Annotated in this window: 26 protein-coding genes; 16 read left to right on the plus strand and 10 right to left on the minus strand. The window is 57.1% G+C overall.

The window, feature by feature from the left end:
- Window positions 1-179: 179 nt before the first annotated feature.
- The 10 genes from yajC (at window position 180) to ACR0KG_RS06245 (ending at window position 7,174) form a co-directional block, all read left to right on the plus strand.
- On the plus strand, window positions 180-467 hold the full coding sequence (yajC, locus tag ACR0KG_RS06200) for a preprotein translocase subunit YajC (protein ID WP_170449793.1): 288 nt from the start codon (window positions 180-182) through the stop codon (window positions 465-467).
- Window positions 468-500: 33 nt separating this feature from the next.
- Window positions 501-2,162 (plus strand): protein translocase subunit SecD, encoded by a 1,662-nt coding sequence (gene secD, locus ACR0KG_RS06205; protein WP_480546727.1) that lies wholly within the window; start codon window positions 501-503, stop codon window positions 2,160-2,162.
- A gap of 1 nt (window position 2,163) precedes the next feature.
- Entirely contained in the window at window positions 2,164-3,132 is a 969-nt protein-coding gene (gene secF, locus ACR0KG_RS06210; RefSeq protein WP_480826776.1) for a protein translocase subunit SecF, read from the plus strand.
- A complete protein-coding gene (locus ACR0KG_RS06215) occupies window positions 3,125-3,871 on the plus strand; it encodes a TSUP family transporter (RefSeq protein ID WP_480542349.1) in 747 nt (248 codons plus the stop codon). The genes secF and ACR0KG_RS06215 overlap by 8 nt, the downstream gene beginning before the upstream one ends.
- A 9-nt stretch (window positions 3,872-3,880) precedes the next feature.
- Window positions 3,881-4,234 carry an Mth938-like domain-containing protein gene (locus ACR0KG_RS06220; protein WP_480546731.1) on the plus strand — a complete coding sequence of 118 codons (354 nt, stop codon included), beginning with the start codon at window positions 3,881-3,883 and terminating at the stop codon, window positions 4,232-4,234.
- Window positions 4,235-4,381: 147 nt separating this feature from the next.
- Window positions 4,382-4,996, plus strand: a complete 615-nt coding sequence (ccmA, locus tag ACR0KG_RS06225; RefSeq protein ID WP_480547292.1) for a heme ABC exporter ATP-binding protein CcmA — start codon at window positions 4,382-4,384, stop codon at window positions 4,994-4,996.
- The gene (gene ccmB / locus ACR0KG_RS06230) at window positions 4,993-5,649 is read left to right on the plus strand and encodes a heme exporter protein CcmB (RefSeq protein WP_480542353.1); all 657 of its coding nucleotides are present in this window, start codon (window positions 4,993-4,995) and stop codon (window positions 5,647-5,649) included. The genes ccmA and ccmB overlap by 4 nt, the downstream gene beginning before the upstream one ends.
- A 61-nt stretch (window positions 5,650-5,710) precedes the next feature.
- Complete coding sequence (locus ACR0KG_RS06235; protein ID WP_480826777.1) at window positions 5,711-6,484, plus strand: heme ABC transporter permease; 774 nt, start codon at window positions 5,711-5,713, stop codon at window positions 6,482-6,484.
- Window positions 6,481-6,639 (plus strand): heme exporter protein CcmD, encoded by a 159-nt coding sequence (gene ccmD, locus ACR0KG_RS06240; protein WP_480826778.1) that lies wholly within the window; start codon window positions 6,481-6,483, stop codon window positions 6,637-6,639. Before ACR0KG_RS06235 ends, ccmD begins: the two co-directional genes overlap by 4 nt.
- Complete coding sequence (locus ACR0KG_RS06245; RefSeq protein ID WP_480826779.1) at window positions 6,632-7,174, plus strand: DsbE family thiol:disulfide interchange protein; 543 nt, start codon at window positions 6,632-6,634, stop codon at window positions 7,172-7,174. The genes ccmD and ACR0KG_RS06245 overlap by 8 nt, the downstream gene beginning before the upstream one ends.
- On the opposite strand, the gene ACR0KG_RS06250 is transcribed toward ACR0KG_RS06245, so the two are convergent.
- Together ACR0KG_RS06250 and acnA are read right to left on the minus strand one after the other, a co-directional pair.
- On the minus strand, window positions 7,169-7,861 hold the full coding sequence (locus ACR0KG_RS06250; RefSeq protein WP_480546733.1) for an SDR family NAD(P)-dependent oxidoreductase: 693 nt from the start codon (window positions 7,859-7,861) through the stop codon (window positions 7,169-7,171). The two genes, ACR0KG_RS06245 and ACR0KG_RS06250, sit on opposite strands and share 6 nt — an antisense overlap.
- 150 nt (window positions 7,862-8,011) lie before the next feature.
- A complete protein-coding gene (acnA, locus tag ACR0KG_RS06255) occupies window positions 8,012-10,702 on the minus strand; it encodes an aconitate hydratase AcnA (protein ID WP_480826780.1) in 2,691 nt (896 codons plus the stop codon).
- A 226-nt stretch (window positions 10,703-10,928) separates the two neighbouring features.
- On the opposite strand from acnA, the gene ACR0KG_RS06260 reads away from it, so the two are divergent.
- Window positions 10,929-11,630: a DUF1223 domain-containing protein gene (locus tag ACR0KG_RS06260; protein WP_480542365.1), complete on the plus strand. Its 702-nt coding sequence runs from the start codon at window positions 10,929-10,931 to the stop codon at window positions 11,628-11,630.
- On the opposite strand, the gene ACR0KG_RS06265 is transcribed toward ACR0KG_RS06260, so the two are convergent.
- From ACR0KG_RS06265 to purB, 4 genes are all read right to left on the minus strand, one after another.
- Window positions 11,631-12,554 (minus strand): lysophospholipid acyltransferase family protein, encoded by a 924-nt coding sequence (locus ACR0KG_RS06265; RefSeq protein ID WP_480542367.1) that lies wholly within the window; start codon window positions 12,552-12,554, stop codon window positions 11,631-11,633.
- Between the two features lie 129 nt (window positions 12,555-12,683).
- On the minus strand, window positions 12,684-13,775 hold the full coding sequence (locus ACR0KG_RS06270) for a flagellar motor switch protein FliG (protein WP_480826782.1): 1,092 nt from the start codon (window positions 13,773-13,775) through the stop codon (window positions 12,684-12,686).
- Between the two features lie 156 nt (window positions 13,776-13,931).
- A complete protein-coding gene (locus ACR0KG_RS06275; RefSeq protein WP_353006402.1) occupies window positions 13,932-14,471 on the minus strand; it encodes a tetratricopeptide repeat protein in 540 nt (179 codons plus the stop codon).
- A gap of 370 nt (window positions 14,472-14,841) precedes the next feature.
- Window positions 14,842-16,146 (minus strand): adenylosuccinate lyase, encoded by a 1,305-nt coding sequence (gene purB / locus ACR0KG_RS06280; RefSeq protein WP_480546745.1) that lies wholly within the window; start codon window positions 16,144-16,146, stop codon window positions 14,842-14,844.
- Between the two features lie 89 nt (window positions 16,147-16,235).
- Here purB and ACR0KG_RS06285 point away from each other — a divergent pair, with 89 nt between their 5' ends.
- From ACR0KG_RS06285 to ACR0KG_RS06295, 3 genes are all read left to right on the plus strand, one after another.
- Window positions 16,236-16,568, plus strand: a complete 333-nt coding sequence (locus tag ACR0KG_RS06285) for a hypothetical protein (protein WP_480546747.1) — start codon at window positions 16,236-16,238, stop codon at window positions 16,566-16,568.
- A complete protein-coding gene (locus tag ACR0KG_RS06290) occupies window positions 16,565-16,987 on the plus strand; it encodes a DUF6314 family protein (RefSeq protein ID WP_480542375.1) in 423 nt (140 codons plus the stop codon). Before ACR0KG_RS06285 ends, ACR0KG_RS06290 begins: the two co-directional genes overlap by 4 nt.
- Window positions 16,988-17,062: 75 nt before the next feature.
- Entirely contained in the window at window positions 17,063-17,650 is a 588-nt protein-coding gene (locus ACR0KG_RS06295) for a biotin transporter BioY (protein ID WP_480542377.1), read from the plus strand.
- A 101-nt stretch (window positions 17,651-17,751) separates the two neighbouring features.
- On the opposite strand, the gene ACR0KG_RS06300 is transcribed toward ACR0KG_RS06295, so the two are convergent.
- Window positions 17,752-18,561: a glycosyl transferase gene (locus tag ACR0KG_RS06300; RefSeq protein ID WP_480826783.1), complete on the minus strand. Its 810-nt coding sequence runs from the start codon at window positions 18,559-18,561 to the stop codon at window positions 17,752-17,754.
- Between the two features lie 50 nt (window positions 18,562-18,611).
- Window positions 18,612-19,829, minus strand: a complete 1,218-nt coding sequence (locus ACR0KG_RS06305; protein WP_480826784.1) for a bifunctional alpha/beta hydrolase/OsmC family protein — start codon at window positions 19,827-19,829, stop codon at window positions 18,612-18,614.
- A gap of 250 nt (window positions 19,830-20,079) precedes the next feature.
- Here ACR0KG_RS06305 and ACR0KG_RS06310 point away from each other — a divergent pair, with 250 nt between their 5' ends.
- Window positions 20,080-20,274: a hypothetical protein gene (locus tag ACR0KG_RS06310; protein ID WP_480826785.1), complete on the plus strand. Its 195-nt coding sequence runs from the start codon at window positions 20,080-20,082 to the stop codon at window positions 20,272-20,274.
- Window positions 20,275-20,279: 5 nt separating this feature from the next.
- Here the strand turns inward: ACR0KG_RS06310 and dddP are convergent, their stop codons facing one another.
- A complete protein-coding gene (gene dddP, locus ACR0KG_RS06315; RefSeq protein ID WP_480826786.1) occupies window positions 20,280-21,623 on the minus strand; it encodes a dimethylsulfonioproprionate lyase DddP in 1,344 nt (447 codons plus the stop codon).
- 123 nt (window positions 21,624-21,746) lie between these two features.
- On the opposite strand from dddP, the gene ACR0KG_RS06320 reads away from it, so the two are divergent.
- Window positions 21,747-22,490, plus strand: a complete 744-nt coding sequence (locus ACR0KG_RS06320) for a heme-dependent oxidative N-demethylase family protein (protein ID WP_480826787.1) — start codon at window positions 21,747-21,749, stop codon at window positions 22,488-22,490.
- A 36-nt stretch (window positions 22,491-22,526) separates the two neighbouring features.
- Here ACR0KG_RS06320 and ACR0KG_RS06325 read toward each other — a convergent pair whose 3' ends face one another.
- Window positions 22,527-23,450: a hypothetical protein gene (locus ACR0KG_RS06325; RefSeq protein ID WP_480542389.1), complete on the minus strand. Its 924-nt coding sequence runs from the start codon at window positions 23,448-23,450 to the stop codon at window positions 22,527-22,529.
- Window positions 23,451-23,472: the final 22 nt, after the last annotated feature.

Genomic DNA, 23,472 nt, shown 5'->3' on the forward strand with positions numbered 1-23,472 from the left:
ATACCCAAGATGCCTCGTGTTCCTAGGGCATATCTGCAACGCTCTGCTCCGTCTTTGGGGGGCCAGAGGCAGTGCAGGTAGGTCACACCGCCGCCTTTGCTTGCAAACAGGCATATCAGCGCATAGGTTCCCGCCAAATTTGCGGAACGGTACCGCAGCACAAAGCAAAGGAATATCCCATGGAAGGTGGCGCAATCGCCCAGTTTCTCCCGCTGATCCTGATCTTCGCGATCATGTATTTTCTGCTGATCCGTCCGCAGCAAAAAAAGATGAAAGAACATCAGGCCATGGTCGAAGCGGTGCGCCGTGGTGATCAAGTTGTTACCCAAGGCGGTCTGATCGGCAAAGTGTCGAAGGTCAAGGAAGGCGAAAACGAGATCGAGGTCGAGATCGCCGAGGGCGTCAAGGTTCGCGTGGTCAAGTCAACCATTGCTCAAGTTCTGAACAAGACCGAACCTGCGAAGTAACTTCGCCTGACAATTCCTTGAAAAGGCAGGGTAATGCTGCAAATTGATACCTGGAAGCGGGTTCTGATCTGGCTGGTCTGCGTGACCGGCCTGCTCTTGGCCCTGCCGAATGCGTTTTACACGCGGGTCGAGCTTTCGAACGACGCCAAAGCTGCGATTGAGCTGGGCGCGGATACGCCAGAAAATCAGGCCGAGGCCGCGTTATGGCCGAACTGGCTGCCATCTTCGCTAGTTAATCTGGGCCTTGATCTTCGGGGCGGCGCGCATCTGCTGGCCGAGGTAAAGGTAGAAGATGTCTACGAAGCGCGGATGGAGGCGATGTGGCCGGAAATCCGCGACGCGTTGCGGGATGAACGGTCCACAGTGGGTACGATCCGCAGGCAGGACGCAGCACCCGGTGAGATTCGTGTGCGCATCAGCCAGCCCGAAGGCATGCCCCGCGCGCTTGAGGTTGTTCGAGGGCTTGCCCGTCAGGTACAAACCCTAACCGGGGTTGGTGCCACGGATATTGAAGCCCGCGCCGATGGGGACACGATCGTCGTTCAACTGTCTGAAGCCGAGAAGCTTGCCTCGGATGACCGAACGGTACGTCAGGCGCTGGAAATCGTGCGCCGCCGGATTGATGAGGTTGGTACGCGTGAACCAACCATCCAACGTCAGGGTTCGGATCGTATCCTGATCCAGGTGCCGGGGATCGGCAGCGCTGGAGAGCTGAAGGATATTATAGGAACCACGGCGCAGCTGACCTTTAACCCCGTGATCAATCGCGGCACCGATCCAGATGCCGTCGCTGGCATCGGTCAAGAGGTGGTGCCGTCGATTGATGAAAACGGTATCTTCTACATCATCGAATCCGCTCCGGTGGTTACCGGTGAGGAACTGGTGGATGCGCAGCCCTCTTTTGACCAAAATGGCCGCCCGGCTGTCAGCTTCCGCTTTAACACTTCGGGCGCCCGGAAGTTTGGTGACTACACTCGCGACAATATCGGCGCGCCGTTCGCGATTGTGCTGGATGATGAGGTCATCTCGGCCCCTGTTATCCAAAGCCATATCCCGGGTGGGTCTGGGATCATCACCGGAAATTTCACCGTTGAGGAAAGCACTAACCTTGCAATCTTGCTTCGCGCGGGTGCCCTGCCGGCAGAGTTGGTCTTTCTGGAAGAACGCACAATCGGACCAGAGCTGGGCCAAGACAGTATCGATGCAGGTAAGGTCGCAACCATTGTGGCATTTGTGGCAGTGCTGGCCTTCATGGCGCTCAGCTACGGGTTGTTTGGTCTCTTCGCCAATGTCGCGCTCATCATCAACGTGGGCCTTCTGTTCGGCCTTCTATCCCTCATCGGAGCTACATTAACTCTACCAGGCATCGCGGGCATAGTTCTAACAGTTGGTATGGCCGTTGACGCCAACGTGCTGATCTTTGAACGAATCCGAGAAGAACTGAAATCCGCTAAAGGCCCGGCACGCGCGATCGAGCTGGGTTATGAAAAGGCGCTGTCAGCTATTGTGGACGCCAACGTCACCACGTTCATCACCGCCGTGATCCTGTTTGCCATGGGCAGCGGGCCGGTACGCGGATTCGCGATTACACTGGGGTTGGGTATTCTGACCTCGGTCTTTACGGCGATCTTCGTCACGCGACTGTTGGTTGTGATCTGGTTCGAACGCCGCCGCCCGAAAACGATCGAGGTTTGACATGAGACTGAAACTCGTACCCCAGAACACCTCGTTCGATTTCTTCAGCCGCTGGAAGCTCTGGCTGGGTATCTCGGGCCTGATGATGGTCATCGCCTTCACCTCTTTCCTTTTGCAGGGGCTGAACTTTGGTATCGACTTCCGCGGTGGCACGACCATTCGGACCCAAAGTGCGGTTGAAATTGACGTGGGCACCTATCGCGATGCCATCGCGCCTTTGGGGCTTGGCGATGTGACGATCACCGAGATTTTTGACCCGACCTTTGGCTCGGACGAAAACGTCGCGATGATCCGCATCCAGGCGCAGGCCGATGCCGAAGCGGTCGAGGCGGCGACAATCACCGCTGTCGAAGATGCGTTAAAAATCGTGATCCCGGATATTCAGTTTGTCTCAGTCGAATCGGTCGGCCCGAAAGTATCCGGCGAATTGATCCAAACGGCGATCATCGCCGTGGCATTGGCCATTGGCGCGGTGCTTGTTTACATTTGGCTTCGCTTCGAATGGCAATTCGCACTGGGCGCGGTCGCGGCCCTTGTGCATGACGTGATCCTGACCATCGGCATCTTTTCGGAACTACAGATTCGCTTCGACTTGGCCATCATCGCAGCACTGCTGACCATCGTCGGCTACTCGCTGAACGATACCGTGGTCGTGTTCGACCGGGTGCGAGAGAACCTGCGGAAGTACAAAAAGAAAGACCTCAAAGAGGTGCTCAACATCTCGATCAACGAAACGCTCAGCCGAACGGTCATGACCTCGGTCACCACGCTGCTCGCGCTGATCTCGCTTTACGTGTTGGGCGGCGACGTGATCCGAGGCTTTGTGTTTGCGATGATCTGGGGCGTGATCGTGGGAACCTATTCGTCGGTCTTCGTCGCATCGACCATCTTGCTGTGGCTGGGGGTCAAACGCGACTGGTCCAAGCCATCGAACAACGCGGGCAACCAGTTTGCCAACGTGGATGCCTGAGCTTTTCGGCCAGTCCCCTCAGGGGCTGGCCATCATTGTCTTTGCCGCAGGTCTCAGCGGTGTTGTACGCGGGTTTTCAGGTTTTGGAACTGCGCTGATCTTCCTTCCCCTTGCAACGCCGCATTTGGGTCCGTTTGGTGCCCTGATCGGTTTAACCATCATGGATGTCTTCGGCCCTTTGCCCAACCTGCGAAGGGCTTGGGTGTCTGTGAATCAGGCCGACCTGTGGCGCTTGGTAATAAGCTGCGCCTTGGTCTTGCCCGTAGGCCTGTGGCTTCTTACCCAAGTCGACCCGGATGTGTTCCGCTACGCGGTCAGCGGCCTTGCGCTGGCCATGCTAGCCATCTTGATCCTGGGCCTGCGCTATCACGGTCACGTCAGCCACATGATGGTCAACGCGATCGGTGCCGCAGCGGGTTTCCTGGGCGGCGTTGCGGGCCTCCCGGGGCCAGCTGTCATTCTTTTTTATATGTCACGCCCGCTGCCGGTCGAGGTGATCCGGGCAACCATCTTGTTGTTCCTTCTAGCGTTCGACTTCCTGCTGCTGGGGTTTTTGACGGCAATGGGGCAAGTCACCTATGCAACCGCAGGTCTGGGGCTTGCGCTTGCGATACCAAACCTGCTGGGCAATTGGCTGGGCGGCTGGCTATTCCGACCTGAGCGCGAGCGCATCTACCGCAACGCAGCCTATCTGGCGATTGCCTTTGCCGCCTTGTCCGGCCTGCCGCTTTGGGGGTAAAAGACACGCATGCGATTGAATGAGATCACCTATACAAATGCCCAGCCAGTCGATGGCTATGGCCCCGGTTTTTTTCGCATTGGTGGACAGTTGCATCACGGCGGCATCCTGACCGGTCCAACAGGAACAACACTCTGGGACGGCTATGCACAGGTCGACGATCTGCTGGCACTTGCAGATGTGGTCGATGTCTTGTTCATTGGTACAGGCGCTGAGCTATCCCATATTCCAGCAGACCTGCGCAACGCTTTGGAAGAGGCGGGCCTTGGTGTCGAGATCATGAATTCACCCGCCGCATGCCGCACCTATAACGTGCTGCTCTCTGAAGGTCGCCGCATCGCGCTTGCCTTGATCCCCGTGTAAACGGATCCTCCTTCATCTGGCCAAAAAATATCCCGGAGAGCGCGAGAGGCTGGCCTCTCGCTCCCGCACTCACCATATGAACAGGCCTATGAACCCTGCGGCAAATCCATCCTTTTGCCCGCCTCTCCAATCAGATAAGCGATGGATATGACACTCACGGTGACAAATCTGGCGATTGCGCGTGGCGGCATTCCCGTGCTCGAAGGGCTGAGCTTCTCGCTTGCCCCCGGTCAGGCTCTGATCGTTCGCGGACCGAACGGCATCGGCAAGACAACGCTGCTGCGCACTTTGGCAAGTCTGCAACCACCGCTGTCCGGGCGTATCGACGGGGCCGAGGATCAGATCGCCTACGCCTCTCATTCAGACGGGTTGAAACCAACCCTGACCGTGACCGAGAATCTCACCTTTTGGGCTGAGGTCTTCGGAACGCATGACATCCAGCCCGCATTGGATGCCTTTCATCTGAACGCGCTTGCAGATCGCCACGCGGGCAATCTGTCAGCAGGTCAAAAGCGGCGGCTGGGCTTGGCGCGCATGTTGGTGACGGGCCGATCAATCTGGGCCTTGGATGAGCCGACCGTTTCCCTGGACCAAAGCGCGGTGCAAATGTTCGCGTCAACCGTACAAAGACATCTGGGGCAGGGCGGCTCCGCCCTGATCGCCACCCATATCGATCTGGGTCTTGAAGCTGAAATACTGGATGTCGGTCCCTACAAAGCCCGTCTTGACCTGACCGATGACCTGGACGGAGGGTTCCTGTGATCGCTCTGCTGCTGCGCGACCTGAAACTGGCCTTCCGGGCCGGGGGCGGCTTTGGTCTGGGGCTGGCCTTTTTCCTGATCGTGACGGTTCTGGTGCCCTTTGCAGTTGGCCCGCAGTCGGCGCTGCTGTCCACCATCGCACCCGGCATTCTATGGCTCGGTGCGCTCCTGGCCTGTCTGCTTTCGCTCGACCGTCTCCTCGCGTTGGATTGGGAGGATGGATCACTGGATCTTCTCGCAACCGCTCCGTTGCCGCTCGAAGCCATTGTGTCGATCAAAGCGCTTGCACATTGGATAACAACTGGCTTGCCATTGGTCTTGGCAGCGCCTTTTCTGGGCATCTTGCTGAACCTGCCAGCACCGGGCTTTTTTGGGCTGGTGATCTCACTGCTGCTGGGCACCCCGGCCATGAGCGTGATCGGCACCTTCGGCGCGGCCTTGACCGTTGGGCTCAAACGTGGGGGGTTACTTCTTTCGCTCTTGGTGCTGCCGCTCTACGTTCCGACTCTGATTTTCGGGGCAGAGGTCGCCCGTCGCGGTGCGACCGGAATGGACACACAGACCCCACTGCTGATGCTGGCCGGGATTACCGCCGCCACGATTGCCTTGCTGCCATTTGCCAGCGCGGCTGTGCTACGGATCAATCTGCGGTGAAGCGCCACATTCTTGACGGAGGTCAATTGAGAAACTGCCGGTTTCAGACTAGATATCAGCCATGACAATCGCAGCCAGAGCCAACGCCCTTTGGGAATATGCCAATCCGCGCAAATTTCTTGCCACCAGCGAACGCATCTTGCCGTTTTTCTGGATCACCTCAGCATTGTGTCTGACGGTCGGGCTTGTCTGGGGCTTTTTCTTCACGCCGGACGATTACAAGCAGGGATCGACCGTCAAGATCATCTATCTGCATGTTCCTGCGGCATTGATGGCCATCAACTGCTGGCTGATGATGCTGGTAACCTCGTTGATCTGGCTGGTGCGCCGCCATCATGTCAGCGCCCTGGCCGCCCGGGCCGCAGCCCCAGTGGGCATTGTCATGACTCTGATTGCATTGGCAACCGGAGCGATCTGGGGTCAACCCATGTGGGGCACCTGGTGGGCGTGGGATCCGCGCTTGACCTCATTCCTGATCCTGTTTCTGTTCTACCTTGGCTATGTGGCGCTCTGGGAAGCCATAGAAGACCCTGATACGGCGGCCGACCTGACATCGGTCTTGTGTCTGGTGGGCTCGGTCTTCGCCATCCTCAGCCGCTATGCAGTGAATTTCTGGAACCAAGGCCTGCATCAGGGCGCATCCGTTATGCGAGCCGGAGCCATCACAGGTACTGATACCGAGGAGAAGGTGAGCAACATCTTCTTCTACCCGCTTCTGATCTGCATCATCGGTTTTGTTTTGCTGTTCGTCGCGCTGGTTCTGTACCGCACGGGCACCGAAATCCGCGCGCGGCGCGTCAAGGCCCTGCTGGCACGTGAAAGGGTGGGCGGATGATCCCCGATCTTGGAAAATATGCAGATGCTGTTCTGTGGTCCTATGCCGTTTCAATCATTTTGCTGCTGGCGCTGGTCGCGATCAGCGTGATACGCGGCCGCAAAGTACGGACCGAGATGGAAAAGGTTGAACAAAGGGTTACGCGCAATGGCTAAGATTTCGCCCCTTATGATCGCGCCACCCCTGATCTTCGGCGCATTTGCGGTTCTTGCCGGGATTGGCATGTTCCGTGAGGATCCTGACGCGCTGCCCTCGGCGCGGCAAGGACAGCCTGCACCACCTGTCGTCCTGACCGAGTTTCCCGGCAAAACCTTGTTCAACGATGAAACGCTGAGGGATGGCAAGGTTAAACTGGTCAACTATTGGGCCAGCTGGTGCGCTCCCTGCCGGGCCGAGCATCCCAACCTCGAAGCGCTGTCTGCCGAAGGCATCCCCGTCTACGGCATCAACTACAAAGATCAGTTGGATAATGCCGAAAGCTTTCTGCAAGAACTAGGCGATCCCTATTCAGGCATAGGCCGAGATGAGCAGGGGCGTATGGCTCTGGATTGGGGCCTCTACGGCGTGCCCGAGACCTATGTGATCGATGGCGAGGGTACCGTGATCCTACGCTTCGCCGGGCCGATTACGCGGCGTGTTATCGAAAGCACGATCCGGCCTGCTCTGGAACAGGCGGCAGGCGGCTCATAACCGATACCCGCCGGTAACGCCCAGAACTTCACCCGTAATGAAACTGGCGTCATCCGAGGCCAAAAACCGAACAGTCTTTGCAATATCTTCTGGCCGGCCTACGCGTCCAACTGCGGTATCCTTGACGAATAAGGCGGTCAGGTCATCCGGGCGCGGCGCCTCGGGGATGTTGATCGCGCCAGGGGCCACGGCGTTCACACGAATACCCTTGGGCCCCAGTTCTTTGGCCATACCACGCGTCCACAAGTTCAGTGCGGCTTTGCTGGCCCCATAGGTCACCGCATCCTTGGGCGGCAGAACGGCATTCATCGAAGAGATGCTGACAATCGCGGCGCCCGGTTTCAGATGCGGCAAAGCTGCGGTCAGCAAAGCGGCGGGCACCAGCAGGTTCAGGTCTAATATGGAGAGGTGATCATCCTTATCGAACACGTCTTTCGGGGTCATCGTAACCGCTCCGGCATTGTTCACGATCAGATCGAGACGTCCAAACTTTTCTATGACCTGCTGAATAACCGCCTCGGGCTGCCCTTCTGCTGTTAGGTCAGAACGCAAGGCCAGACACTCGCTTTTCTCCTTGGGTTCGCTCGCCAACCAAGTGAACGCCACATGGTGGTCGCCGCGCAATTCGTCGACAATTGCGCGCCCAATTCCGCGCGCGCCGCCTGTTATCAATGCCACTTTATCCATACCAGCCTCCTTGCGCTGACCAGACCCGGATTATGGGCGATATTCAACTTCTTCTGTTCGTAAATACCTCGGAGCGCGAGGCAGAGCCTCGCTAAAAAATGCAAAAAGGACGCCCGTAGGCGTCCTTTTACGGCCACGAACAAAGCGGCCTCAGCCAGCCTTGGCGAGATTTCGCAACACATAATGCAACACACCGCCATTTTCGATGTATTCAATCTCGGGAGCGGTATCGATCCGGCACTTCAGGGTGATGGTCTTCTCGGACCCATCGCCATAGGTTATCGTGCAGGGTACCTCTTGCAACGGCTCGACCGTATCCAACCCATGAATCGACACTGTCTCATCACCTTTCAGGCCCAGTGTTTTGCGTGTGTCCCCGCCCGTGAATTCCAGCGGAATAACACCCATGCCAACAAGATTTGACCGGTGGATGCGCTCAAAGCTTTCCGCGATCACGGCCTTCACACCCAACAAGGCGGTCCCTTTGGCTGCCCAGTCGCGGGACGAGCCCGCGCCATATTGCTCGCCGCCGAATACCACCAAGGGCGTGCCCTGTTCCTGATAGGCCATCGACGCCTCATAGACCGAGGTCTGTTGGCCATCAGGTCCTTTCGTGTACCCGCCTTCAACGCCATCCAGCATCTCGTTCTTGACGCGGATATTGGCAAAGGTACCGCGCATCATGATCTCGTGATTGCCGCGGCGTGATCCATACGAGTTGAACTCGCGCGGTTGCACCTGCCGTTCGATCAGATACTTCCCGGCAGGGGTGGTGGTCGCGAACGATCCGGCGGGTGAGATATGATCGGTGGTGATCATGTCCCCCAGGATCAATAGCACCTTGGCCCCATCGATATTCGAGATGGTACCCGGTTCAGCCCCCATACCTTGGAAATAAGGCGGGTTCTGGATATAGGTTGAGGTTGGCGGCCAGTCATAGGTTTCTTGTTGCGGCACCTCAACGCTCTGCCATTTCTCGTCGCCCTTGAAGACGTCCGCATATTTAGACTGGAACGCTTCGCGGGTCACGGTCGCCTGAACAAGTTCCGCAATCTCAGCTTGGCTGGGCCAAAGGTCTTTCATGTAGACATCGTTGCCATCCTTGTCTTGACCGATGGGGTCCGAAGTCAGGTCAATATCCAGCGTACCGGCCAACGCATAGACCACAACCAGCGGCGGCGAGGCCAAATAGTTGGCGCGTACATCAGGCGAGATGCGGCCCTCAAAGTTGCGGTTGCCCGACAGAACCGATGTGGCGACCAGATCGCCTTCGGCAATGGCGTCGCTGATTTCCTTCTGGATTGGGCCCGAGTTGCCGATACAGGTGGTGCAGCCATAGCCCACCAGGTTAAAGCCAATCTTGTCCAGATCATCCTGCAAGCCAGCAGCCTCAAGATAGGCCGACACAACCTGCGATCCCGGCGCCAGAGAGGTCTTGACCCAAGGTTTGCGATCCAGACCCAGAGCCGCTGCCTTACGCGCCACCAGACCCGCACCAATCATAACATAAGGGTTCGACGTATTGGTGCAGGAGGTGATCGACGCGATCACAACCTTGCCCGATTCCATCGTGTAGTCTTCACCTTTGACGGCGACTTCCTTGCCCATCGGGCGTTTGAACGTCTCAGTCATTTCCTTTGTGAAGGCGGTTTTGGCATCCGTAAGCGCAACATAGTCCTGCGGACGTTTTGGGCCGGAAATCGCAGGTACGATGGTGCCCATATCCAGCGTCAATGTATCGGTGTAGATCGGTGCATAATCCGAACCGCGCCAGAACCCGTTTTCCTTGGCATAGGCTTCGACCAGCGCAATGCGGTCTTCGTCGCGGCCTGTATTCCGCATATAGCGCAGGGTCTCTCCGTCGATGGGGAAGAAGCCACAGGTCGCACCGTATTCAGGTGCCATATTGGCGATGGTCGCGCGATCCGCCAGCGGCAGATGGTCCAGACCTTCGCCGTAGAATTCAACGAATTTGCCGACGACGCCTTTTTCACGCAGCATCTCGACTACTTTCAGAACCAGGTCTGTGCCGGTGGTGCCTTCGACCATGGACCCTGTCAGTTCAAAGCCCACAACCTCGGGGATCAGCATCGAGATTGGCTGACCCAGCATCGCGGCTTCGGCCTCGATTCCGCCAACGCCCCAGCCCAGCACGGCCATGCCATTGACCATGGTGGTGTGGCTGTCGGTGCCGACCAGCGTGTCGGGGTAGGCGACCTCTTCCCCGTTCTGATCCGTATCGGTCCAGACAGTCTGAGCCAGGTATTCCAGGTTCACCTGATGGCAGATGCCGGTGCCAGGGGGCACAACGCGGAAGTTGTTGAACGCGGTCTGACCCCATTTCAGGAACTGGTACCGTTCCATGTTGCGCTCATATTCGCGGTCCACGTTCATCTGAAAGGCGCGTGGGTTGCCGAACTCGTCGATCATGACCGAGTGGTCGATGACCAGATCGACCGGGTTCAACGGGTTGATCTTTTGTGCGTCGCCACCTAAGCCCTTAATCCCGTCGCGCATCGCGGCAAGGTCGACGACCGCCGGAACACCGGTGAAATCCTGCATCAGAACGCGGGCAGGGCGATAAGCGATCTCTCGCGGGTTTTTGCCCCCATTCGCACCCCATTCGGCGAAGGCTTTGATGTCATCAACCGAGACCGAGAAACCCTCATCCTCGAACCGCAGCATGTTTTCGAGCACCACTTTCAACGCGGCGGGCAGGTTCGAGAAATCGCCGAGACCGGCCTCTTGCGCCGCAGGGATCGAATAATAGGAAATGGATGTGCCATTCACGCTCAGGCTGCGGCGGGTCTTGGCGGTGTCCTGTCCGACTTTGATTGGCATCTTTTGGCCTCCCTCTCAAATGACTTGGATTATGGGGTCGCTACACTTTATCTGCATCACCAGCACTGTCGGTTCAAGGGTGATCAGCGCTTTTGATTTGATATTTGTATACCACTGTACACAGCAATCTAAGTGTATTCTTACCGCGTTTCAAGAAACCTTGATTGGAGGTTGAACGTCAAAGCAGCTAAACCTTCTGAACAGCCCAACCAGCCAAGGCCTACCGATGTTTAAAGCCACTGTTGTCACAACCGTTCTTGCCCTTCTGCTCGCGACCCATGCTGCGGCCGAAGAAGATCCGGTTGTCATTGAGCTGTTTACCTCGCAGGGGTGTTCGTCTTGCCCGCCAGCCGACCGGATCATGCACGAACTCGCTAAACGCGACGATGTGATCGGTCTGGCGCTGCATGTGGACTATTGGGACTATATCGGCTGGAAAGATGAATATGCAGATCCTGATCATACGTTGCGACAGCGCGCCTATGCGCGTCAGGACGGGCGGTCTATGATCTATACGCCTCAGATGGTGATCAACGGACAAGAGGATGTTGTCGGCGCCAAAGCAGGCGAGTTGAACCAGTTGATCGAGACGCACTTGGCGACCGTGCCCCAGGCTTCGGTTCAGGCCCGACGTGATGGGGATGCAATATTGGTCGATGTTACCCCAGTCGCATTGCCCAATGGGCAGGTCTATGATGTGCGGGTGGTTCAGTATTCTCCGATGCGGCATGCCTCGATCCGTCGGGGTGAGTTGGCCGGGCATGAACTGGACTATGCCAACGTTGTTGAAAACTGGCAGATCGCAGGTCAATGGGATGGCACCGCGCCGCAGAGATTCGAGACCTCTCTGAGCGCCGAATTCCCTGCCGTGGTTCTGGTGCAGCAAGTCGGACACGGACCCATTGTCGCCGCCGCCAATGTGAAATGATTAGGGCATTTCCTCAGGGCTGACGCCAAGGCCCTTCCAGTGTTTCCAGCGGCGGTGAATCCAGAACCACTGGCCCATATGCTGGCGAACCATCTGTTCCAGATCATTATTGGTAAACTGCGTCATCTCTTGCGGGGTCGTGTGCGGAACGGGGTCGTGCAGGATGATCTCAAAATCCAGCCCGTTGGGTTGACGAACCGCGTAGCACGGGATCAAGACGGCTTTGTATTTTATCGCCAGTTCAGCATTCAAGACCGATGTGATCGCCGGTTTACCGAAAAACTGCAGCTGTTCGCCACCCTGTGAATGCAGGTCCGAAACGATGGCGATGATGCCGCCGTTCTTGAGGGACCTGACCATTTCCACCATGCCGCGCCGGCCCTGTTCGAACATCGGCGAGCCGGATTTATAGAAGGCTTCGACATAGGCATCGTTAAAATAGGGGTTCGCCATGCGGCGATACAGGCAGCCAATCGGTTTGTCGCTGAGATGCTGAAGTGCAACGCGTGCAGCCAGATAGTGCCCGAAATGCGCGGTGATCATCATGACCGGGCGACCTTCGGCAATCGCTGCGTCAAAGGCTTCGATACCGGGCCCGCTTATTTTTGCGTGTTTCTGACGTTCGATGAACCCCTCGGGCGAAAAATGCTCCATAATTGCGCGCCCGGCATTGTCAGAGACATCGCTACTGATCTTCTTCGCCTCAGCGTCTGAAAGATCGGGGCAGGTGAGGTTCAGGTTACGCAGAACCCGACGTCGAAAGCCGACAATGGGGGCAAGGCCGCGGACGATTGCGCCCATTGTGGCGATGCGCCGCTCGTAAGGCAGCAAGCGCATCGTGCCGATGAACCCCTTCAGGAACAGATTGGCGACATAGTATTTTGCAAGCTCACTTCGGCTGAGCCTTGACTTTTCGACGGGCATGAAAGCGTCTCACCGCGTTTTGCGCATTTTGGGGTCAGACATATATGTCAGGACCTGCAATCTCAAGCGTTCAAGCACGCTTGACGCCAGACTGGTTGGTTTGACCCTTAGAAGCAGCGAGCGAAGGATCTAGTCTTCGTCCTCTTCGGTTTCGACCAGAATGATCGAGCCTGCATCAACCAGAGTGCGCACGGCGCCAATGATTTGAGTCATTGCCTCTTCGGCCTCGGCTTGTTTGACGCGCCCGCGCTCGGCCATTTCTTCGCGCAGGTTATCGGCCATTCGGGCGGAGATGTTCGACAACAGAAACTCAACCGATGCCTTGTCATCATCTGCAGCAGCGCCTGCCAAGGCGGTGATCAGAACCGGTTGTTCAACCTCGCGCAGAACCGCCGGGATATCGCGTGCCTGAATACGGGTCTGGATATGCGAAAAGGTAAAGATGGATTGGCGAACAACGCTGGCGAAATCGGCATCTTCGGCATCCAAAGCATCCAGCAAACCGTCGCGGGTTGCAGCAGCGGATTGGTTCAGGATTGCCCCGACACGCGCGCCCGGGCCATCGCTAAAGGCTTGTGCCGGACGTTGATCCAGTTGCGAGGCCAGCGACCAGCCAATACGTTCCACCGCTTCGGGTGTGACGCTGGCGGTTTTTGATATCGCGTAGGTGATGCGCCGCGCGATCGGGCCGGGCAAGTGGCCCAAAAGCTGCGCGGCCTGCGCCGTATCAAGCTTGGACAGCATGACAGCGGCCACCTCGGTGCTTTCGGCTTGCGCTAAGACTGCCAGTTCTTCAGTTGGGATTTCCCGCAAACGCTGCCATGGGTCCCCAATCTGGCGAACACCGGCAACCTTGCGCAAGCGTGCAGCCGTCGCAGGGGCAATCTTACCGTTTATGGCATCCAGCGCGCCGGCCAGCCCATGGGGAAAGGACAATCCGACGTTATCAAGGGCATCCCCAAATTCTTGCGCCACGGAATCCAGTGTGACCCGATCCACCAAACCCATCTGGCCAAGCTGATGCGTGAGCCGTTCCTGCAGATCGTCTGGCAGGTCCTCTAGCGGGATATCCGCGCCTTCGTTTAGCAAAAGCCGCACAACAACGGCAGCTTTTTGCAAACTGCTCAGCGATCTGGGGACGATCTTGGCAGCGCTGCTTTCGGTGCCCGCGGGTGGCGTCGCCCCCGGAGCCATTTTTATCAGTGCGTTTGTATCCTGCATGTGCCTGCCGAGCCAAATTCAGTTCCGCAGTCAGCATAAAGAGAGTCGGGTAAAGAAAGGCTGAAGCCCGATGCACCAAAACAAACGCATCGCCAGTCCCGGCTGATGCTTTTTTGCATTTCCGGGAAGCTGGCGATGTGCCGCTGTTCAAAGGACTTAGTAGCTGTATGTAAGACCGGTCTGGATGGCTTCGCGCAACGAAGCCTCGGCCCAGGTGCCTTCGCCACCACGGGCTTTGATCTCGCGCCACTGCTCAATGGCCAGATCGGTTTTGCCTTCGGCTACGAACCCCTGACCCATATAGCTGCGGGCCAGAATGTTATCGGGGTTAGCGGCGATGGCCTTTTCATAGAACAGGTTCGCCAGCTCAAGTTCACCCATCTTGCGGTAGGTAAAGCCCCAATAGGTTTGAACACGGTCATCGGCCTGATCCATGATGCGCAGAATACCCTGAGCGTTTTTGTACTGGCCGTCATAGGCCAGCTCACGAACCGCGTCATAAAGCTGATCATCCGAGAATTTGTTCTTGTCCGGCTTTACGCATCTGCCGGCCGCTTCGTCATACACCCGGCCGAACAGGCATTTCTTTGTGGTATTCGTAGGCTTGGGCGGATTGCTGTCGCCGCCTGCGGCGTGGACGGCAGGGGCAAAGGCAAAGGCTTGAAACGCGATTGCGGATGCTAAGACAAGGCGCATTATTCGACTCCGTTCTCAGGTCTGCTTTTTGAAATCATAGTGTGATCTTCCAAAAAGCTAACACCGGATCGGTCGCATTTATTCACAAACAGGAAAGAAATTTTTCAGCTGTTGATGATTTTTAGGCAGCTTTGGGTTTCCTGGTCCCAGGTTGTCCCCTCGATACAGGACTGGGTTTGTTTGCTATGGCCGCTGCAGGCCAGGCTGGCTGAGGCCATGCAAACAAGTGCGATTGAGCAAAATACGGTTCTGATCATGATCTGTCCTTTTCGCGGAAGTATCTTCACCAGACTACCCGATTCCCGTGGATTCACCAAAAAGCCCGGCCAGCATCAGGCTGGCCGCGCTTTTTCTGCGTTGTCGCAGGCGCTTATTCGCCAAACACTCGCTCGAAAATCGTATCGACATGTTTGGTGTGATAGCCGAGGTCGAACTTCTCTTCGATTTCCTCGGCGCTCAGCGCAGCGGTGACATCGGCGTCCGCCAGCAGTTCTTCTTTGAAGTCGGTCCGATGTTCCCAGACCTTCAGCGCGTTGCGCTGAACCATGGCATAGGCATCTTCGCGGCTGACACCTGCCTGGGTCAGGGCCAGCAGAACGCGCTGGCTCATGACCAGTCCGGGGAATTTGTTCATGTTTTCCAGCATGTTTTCCGGGAAGATCAGCATCTTGTCGATCACGCCGGTCAGACGGGCCAGAGCAAAGTCCAGCGTTATTGTGGCGTCGGGTCCGATCATACGTTCGACCGAGGAATGCGAGATGTCGCGTTCATGCCAAAGCGCCACATTCTCCATCGCCGGGATCACAGCCGCGCGCACCATACGAGCCAGACCGGTCAGGTTTTCGGTCAGAACCGGGTTTTTCTTGTGCGGCATGGCTGAGGAGCCTTTTTGCCCCATCGAGAAGAACTCGGCCCCTTCCAGCACCTCGGTCCGCTGCATGTGGCGGATTTCGATGGCGATGTTTTCGATGCTGCTGGCGATGACGCCCAGTGTCGCAAAGAAGGCTGCGTGACGGTCGCGCGGGATGACCTGCGTGCTGATCGGCTCTGGCACAAGCCCCAACTGGTCGCAGACATGTTCTTCGACACGCGGATCGATATTGGCAAAAGTGCCAACCGCGCCACTGATCGCGCCGGTGGCGATTTCTGCACGGGCGTCGCGCATACGGGACAGGTTGCGGTCCATCTCGGCGTAGAAGCGGGCAAAGGTCAGGCCCATCGTGGTCGGCTCGGCATGGATGCCGTGGCTGCGGCCAATGCGAACGGTATGTTTGTGCTCGATCGCGCGGCGTTTCAGGGCCGCCAGCAGTCCTTCGAGATCTGCGATCAGAATGTCGGCGGCACGGGTTAGTTGCACGTTGAGACAGGTGTCCAGCACGTCCGAAGACGTCATGCCCTGATGCACAAAACGTGCCTCTTCGCTGCCGACATGTTCAGCCAGGTGGGTCAGGAAGGCGATGACGTCATGCTTGGTGACGGCCTCAATCTCGTCAATCCGAGCCACATCGAATTCCACGTCTTTGGCTTTCCACACGGCCTCGGCGTTCTCACGCGGGATCACGCCCAGATCGGCCATGGCGTCGCAGGCATGTGCCTCAATCTCGTACCAAATGCGGAATTTGGATTTAGGCGACCAGAGGGCGACCATATCGGGGCGGGAATAACGTGGAATCATTGGCAGCATCGCCTTATTGTGATTGGGCAGTGGGTGATGCCGCGGGGTTTAAACCTGAGCAGCCACAGGAACAAGACGAGAGTGCAAATATGAGACGGTTTGCCCTGATTCTAGCGATCTGGCCGGGTGTTTTGTCTGCAAGCGAGTTCAGAGAGCTGTCAGGCCCTGAAATACTGGCGGCATTAACCGAGCGAAAGCTGGATTATGGCGGCGGTGTCTGGCAAACCTTCGAGGGCTCGATGCTGACCAACTATTTCTCGGGCGGACCCAGCGCGGGCAGCTGGGCCGTTCGGGATGATCGCTATTGTTCGTACTGGCCGCCGTCGGACCTCTGGGCCTGTTACGACGTTCAACAAAACGGTCAGACGATCCGGTTTATTGATGACGCTGGCAATGCAACAGATGGCGTGTTTGCGGAATGATTCTGCCACGCGATTTGACGGATTTCGCCGGGACCTGGCTTCTGACGCGAAAAATCCGCGACAACAAGGCCGGGCAGATTGTGCAGGCCGATGGCATCGCCGATCTAGTGCCAGATGCCAACGGTCTGACCTATAGCGAAGAGGTGACGGTGCGTGTTCCAGGTCAGCCGCCGATGAAAGGCACCCGTCGCTATCTTTGGCGGTCAGATGCGGATCGCATTTCCGTTTATTTTGACGATGGGCGGTATTTTCATACGCTGAAACTTGGCGAAACCACGGTGATCGACCATCATGATTGCCCCCCTGACAGCTATGATGCAGATTACGATTTCTCGGGATGGCCGATCTGGACAGTCTGTTGGACCGTGTCTGGGCCGCGAAAATCTTATGAAATGGAGACCAAATACACGCTGCGATAGCGTAATCATCTTGCAGCAGACGCCCGGAACAGGCATTGCTGCAGGTGCAAATAAATCCGAACGTGGAGATATGAGATGAACGCAAACGTTTTGGCCAACGCATTTGGCCCGCGCGAAGGAACGGCGCTGCGCGTCAAGCAGGTGGCCCTGGTTGTCTTGGGTGCCGCCGCTCTGGCCATCGCCGCAAAGATCAAAGTGCCAATGTGGCCGGTCCCGATGACAATGGGTACCTTTGCCGTTCTGACCATCGGCACAGCCTATGGCGCGCGTCTGGGTCTGGTCACCATGATGGGCTATCTGCTGGTCGGTGCTTTGGGCTTTGACGTTTTTGCCGGTTCGTCGGCTGAGAAATTTGGCCTGACCTACATGATGGGCGGCACGGGCGGCTATCTGGTTGGCTATCTGCTTGCCACCGTCATGCTGGGCGCTTTGGCTGCCCGCGGTTGGGACCGTTCGGTCGGCAAACTGGCATTCGCACTGCTTTTGGCCAACGTGCTGATCTATGTTCCCGGCCTGCTGTGGCTGGGCCAACTGTATGGTTGGGATAAGCCGATCCTTGAATGGGGTCTGACACCGTTCCTGGCAGGGGATGCGATCAAGCTGGCTTTGGCTGCACTGCTGATCCCTGCGGTTTGGAAACTGGTCGGAAACGCGCGCGGCTGACCGCGATTGTCATTTTCAATCTGAGTGACCCGCGCCGGAGAGATCCGGCGCGGTTTTTTTTGTTTTTGAGATTTTGCCTGGGTTACGAAAGCGGGTCGAAACTAGTTGCGTTCGGCCTGATCCCAGATTCGGGCCACCCAGTTCGCAGGTCGAAAGTACTGTCGCATCGCGCGGAGTTTGTGCTTTGACCTGAGCGCCCTCAGGATATGCTGTTTCGGAGGCAGGTGCGGAACCGCGTCGTTGTATTGCCCTTTGATCGCGTCCGGCGGGTTCAACGATCCGGCAAAGATGACCACGCGAGTTCCTTTGGGCGGGCACGTGTCCTTGAAGTAGTTCAGTGGGAAAGTCGGAATGCACTCGATCCGGAAATGGCGGACCCATCCGGTTGGCCAGAACTTCACCCCGTTTGGCGCATTCTTCGTGACGAAATGCTGCTCGAACCGGTATTTGTCGGCCACGCCCTGAGGGTCGGCGGCAAAGACATCCTGAAGCGAGGCGAGTGCACCAACCGGCATACGGTAGATTGAGGTCTGCCCCAACCGGTTCAACGGTTTGGCCACGTTGCGCGCCAGAACAACATCGTCCGCATCGCCAAACTCAAAAAACGGGTCCAAAGAGCCCGTGATTGCAACATCCAGATCCAGGAACAGAAATGGCCCCTTTAGATCGGCCAGTTCAGCAGCCCAAAGCCTGGATTTCGGCCATTGGCCGATGGTGCGTTTGGGCATGAACCCCGGCATTTCGGGCAGGTCAAAGCACTCAACGCCGGGGTCGACCCCTTCGCGCGTGTCAGTAAACGCGACAAATCGAAACGGCGGCGTCGTGTTGGCGCAGACCATCCGGTACAGACGGTTGATATAGGGGGCACCGTAGCGCGTGCCCCAGTTGATGCAAACGATCTGTTTGTCCATGCGCCCGCCGCTTACTGCCTGATAGAGCGGCCTTGTGGCAGCTATTCCAATCAGTTGTCAATCAGTATGGTCGTAACAAGTGCCGAGCCTTCCAGCGTTCTGTGCACGGGGCATTTGTCGGCAATTTCCAGCAGCCGCTCTTTTTGTTCCTGGGTCAGAGGACCCTGAAGCCGGATTTTGCGATTGAACTGGTCCACTTTGCCTTCATTTGCCAGCCCTGCATCCTGTGCATGAACTTTGTCATGACACACGTCCACACTGATGCCGGTCAGAGGCCACCGTTTGCGTCTTGCATACATGCGAATGGTCATCGACGTGCAGGCCCCAAGCCCGGACGAGACGAACCCATAAGGCGACATTCCGCGATCTGTGCCGCCATATGACACAGGTTCATCCGCCACAGCATGATGGTGCGGCCCGGCCTGAATATCCTGCAAAAACCCATCCGGGTCTGCTTCGGTCACGCGAATAACGCCTTCGGGCGCGCCGGGAGGCGGGGCCGGGGGGCGCAGGGGCACATATCGTGACACCCACGCAGCGATCACATCTGCCGCATATTCCGCATCCGCGGCGCGGGTGATTAGGTGATCAGCGTCATCAAGCGTCACAAAGCTTTTGGGATGCTTGGCGGCCAGAAAGATGGTGCTGGCGTTGTCGATGCTGACTGTTTCATCCAAGGGTGCATGAAGGATCAGCAAGGCGGCTTTCAACTCTGCCACCGAGGGTGTTAGGGCCGTTTCAGCAATGTCGTCCACAAACGCTTTGCCAATGCGGAACGGTCGACCACCCAGCGAGACCTCGGCGCTGCCTTCCTGCTGTATCTCGGTCAGGGCCTGTTCGAAATGGTGCGAAACATGGCTGGGGTCTGCAGGGGCGCCAAGCGTCACCACCGCTTTGACCGACGGGATACCCGCGCGGGCGCGCAGTACAGCAGCACCCCCAAGCGAATGGCCAATAAGCAGGGCCGGTGCCATGTTTCGGCCTGCCAGATACGTTGCCGCCGCAATCAGGTCTTCAACATTCGATGTGAAAGTGGTGTTGGCAAACTCGCCCTCAGAATGCCCCAGTCCGGTAAAATCGAACCTGAGCACAGCGATCCCCATCGCCGCCAATCGGGCCGAGATACGGCGTGCCGCAGGGATATCCTTGGAACAGGTAAAGCAATGCGCAAACAGGGCCGTCGCCAGTACCGGAGCATCAGGTAGATCCAGTCGAGCGGCAAGCTGGCCGCTGTCATGACCGGCAAAGGTTATGCGTTCCGTGGGCATTTCGGCTCCTTCCGTTGGGGGCGATTGCAATATTGCGATCATGCAAGGCCTGCCACAACCTATATGTCAAAGGCGTCACGGTAAGGTGAGAGACTGCTGTTAGGTTGCCGACGGGTTTGCGGTCAGCCATCGAAATGGGGATGTGGATCATTTATTTCATTTTGTGATATATATGCAATCAAATATTCGTTTCACTTATTTTACTTGAAGGCCCATCTTCCCGCTATCGAAACCATAACCGGAGGGAAAAATGGTAGATATTGCAGCAAAGCCAAATGCACCCTGGGTTGGCATGGAACGGCTGGTCGCACTTATTCTGGCCGTCGTCTTGGGGTTCGCACTGGGCCAGGCCTTGCCGCCGACCGAGAATGAGCATTCACATACAATCAACCAGCCCATTGAAGACTGGCATGGAAACGTGCGGCGATCGACCTGGTCTGACTAAGCGGGTTACTCCAAACGCATAAGCTGGGCATCAAACGGATATCGCGTCAGGTTTTCATAGCCATCTTCGGTTATGAGAACCTGATCTTCCAGCTTGATCGAGAAATCGCCGCCCACCTCGCCAACCGCAGCCTCGACACACAACACCATGCCGGGTTCCAGCGGGTAATCATAGGCCCCGGCTACGGCCTTGTCCGGGTAAGCGACCAGTGGCCATTCATCGCACAGGCCTACGCCGTGCATCAGGCAGCCATATTTCTGGGCCTGAAACTTGTCGTCCAACCGGTGCGAATTCGCTGTCAATTCGGGGATCGAGACACCAGGCTTCAGCATCTCCATATTGGTCATGATATGTTCATGCGCATGTTGCATTGCGTAGATCATATCGGCACGCGGCTTCTGATCTCCGATCCACCAAGTGCGTGAAATATCAATGCAAATCCCATAGGATCCGATCAGATCGGTGTCGAATGCGATGATCTCATTCTGCTGCGTGATCCGGGGCCCGCATTCCTGAAACCAGGGGTTTGTGCGTTGGCCCGACGCCAGAAGGCGCGTCTCGATCCACTCACCACCGCGCCGGATGTTTTCGGCATGCAGAACCGCCCAGATGTCATCTTCCGATGTCTTTCCATCGCCCACATTGGCGCGCGCGAACGCCTCCATTTCGGCCACGGCGGTTTCGCAGGCATGGCTGGCGCAGCGCATGGCCAGAATTTCGTCGGGTCCTTTGATGGCGCGGGTTTTCTCGGTCAGCTCCTCGCCTTCCATGATCTCAAAACCCTGTGCTTCAAGCGCGCGCAGGCCGTGCAGCATGATCTTGTCGACCGCCAGCCGTTTGTTGGAGCCGCCATGTTCGTCGATCAGCAGCCTCACCTCGTTCGAGAACACATCGGCGGCCACATCCACCTTGTCGCCGCGGTCAAAGTAAAACAAATCCGCGCCTGAGCGCTGCTCGCGGACCAGAGGATTGAATGTGGAGAGGAAGGGGGAGTTCTTATAGTCCCAGATCACCATATAGCCATCAGCACACAGCAGGACTGCACGAAATGGGTTGTGTGTATTCCAAAGCTGCATATTTGTGCTGTCGGTCGCGTAACGGATGTTCAGGGGATCGAAAATCAGCAAACCACCATAACCGCGATCTACGATAGCCTGGGTTAGGCGTTTCCAGCGAAACGCGCGCATCTGGTCCAGATTGGGCAAGATCAGCCCTGCGGCTGACCATTCGTCAAAGGCCAACTGCGTGGGCCCGATCTCGATTCTGTCGTTGTCGTTCGGTGTGCCATCGCCCAGCGTTTCGCCGCGGGTTGGGTCGATTTTGCGGGTATCCCGATAGTGCTGATTCACAACGCGCCTCCCTCTGTTTGAGGTAATCTTGTTAAGACGGTCGAAAGACGTCGCAGAAGATAGCGACCGCCCGCTTGTCGTTTTTTGACCGACATTCGGGAAATTCAATGATAGCTGGTTTTTATGAGTGTGATCCTGCAAAAGAAAATTCCGTATGATCCGACGGACTTACGTGCCTTACCGGGTATTCAGCCCACAAAAATGCAGGATTGGCTGTATCAGGATGATGCCTTTGCAGCGCAGATGAATAGACGCGCGGCGCTGCTGAGTGAACGTCGTGACGATGTGCTGGCGCTGGACTCGCAGGCAGAAGAGGCCGCGCAGGAGTTGTTGGCGCTGGTTCTGGCAACGGCTTACCCCGGTGCAACTGATCACGTAGTGCGGCCTGACAGGGTGCGCGTTGAAATTGATACGGCACGACCGATGGATACGCTCTGCTTGCTGGTGCAAGAGGATTTCTGCATCCTTCAAAAGCATGGGAACGAACACGTGCTAACAGGTGCGGTTCTGTGCTTTCCGGCCAGCTGGCGCCTGTCGGAAAAGTTCATGCGGCCTTTGGTGGATATTCATATCCCCGTTGACAGCTATGATGACAACATTGCGCGGCGCGTGCAGCGTCTGTTTGATGGGATAAAGCCTGACCGCCCGCTGTGGCGCTTCAATGCGCTTTGGTATGAAGACCCCGAGCTTTACCAGCCGCGCAGCGCCAGTACCCCGCGTGAAAAGCCCGAGGAGGGGACAACCTCGTATCTACGCAGCGAACGCCAAACCTTACTGCGTCTGCCACGCACCGGTGCAGTTGTGTTTTCGATTCACACTTATGTTCTGGCCGCAGACAGCCTTCCAAAAATGGAAAACCCCGCCTGACGGCGGGGCCTCCAAGGAGGGTCTTCGGTAATTCGGTTACATGCCCAGGACGTTGGCCACGTCGGCAAAGGCATTGCTGGTGTTCAGCGCGACAATGGCAGAGGAAAAGACCAAAACCTGCGTGTTCAGCCGGAAATCTTCACCCCGGATCAGATTGACGGCTGCCATCGAACAGGCGATGGGCATGGAAACGCTGGCGATCACGCCCGTTACACACCAACTGCTGAGCCGCAGGATGTCGCTTGGGCGGTCTTCGTCTTCGGTATTGTCTTGGATCTGCTCAAAAGGTTTGTTTTCGTTTGATGGTGGTTCCAGCGTCTCATCTGCGCGAAACGCGATGCTCAGTAGCTGGTCATCGGTCAGCTGGATCGGGCGAGCAGACGGGTTCGAGACCGCGATCTGTTCGTCGGGCTCGGGTATATCCACCCCCGCGAATTGGCCGGATATTGATTGGAAAATCTGTTTTCTGTCTCGGGATTTTCCGGGCGCCAGAGTGTCAAACGCACTCATGAATTGTTCAAGGGTCAAAACAGTACGCGGCGATAGCCATTCGACGCGACGGGTTGAGCAGATATCGACCATGCGATATAGCATGACCGCTAGCATCAGTTCTGAAATCTCCGGATCATCCAGTACAGGAGAGACCGGCGAGACAGTGATCTGCATCCTGTTCTGCGGGCGCGTGGCAATGCGGCGACGCGGTGCTGTTTTCAGCCCCACCACCCGATCCAGGCGGTCATGATGGGTGTCCGCGTTCGCCGCCTCGCGTTTGAGCGTCAGGCGCACCAGATACTGGCTTGAGACGATGCTGGCCTCTGTGTGATTCAGCATCGCTTTGCGCTCGATCAGGTGACCGTAATCCTCAAGTGTTGTCGCGACGATCGAACTAAACCGTTCGATTGCGCCATCGGCGTCGCCATCGAATTGCAGGCCGCCATGATAACTGCGGTTCTGAGCCACGGGAGTTTCCTTTGTCGCTTTC

It is taken from the genome of Ruegeria sp. H4 (assembly GCF_056533065.1).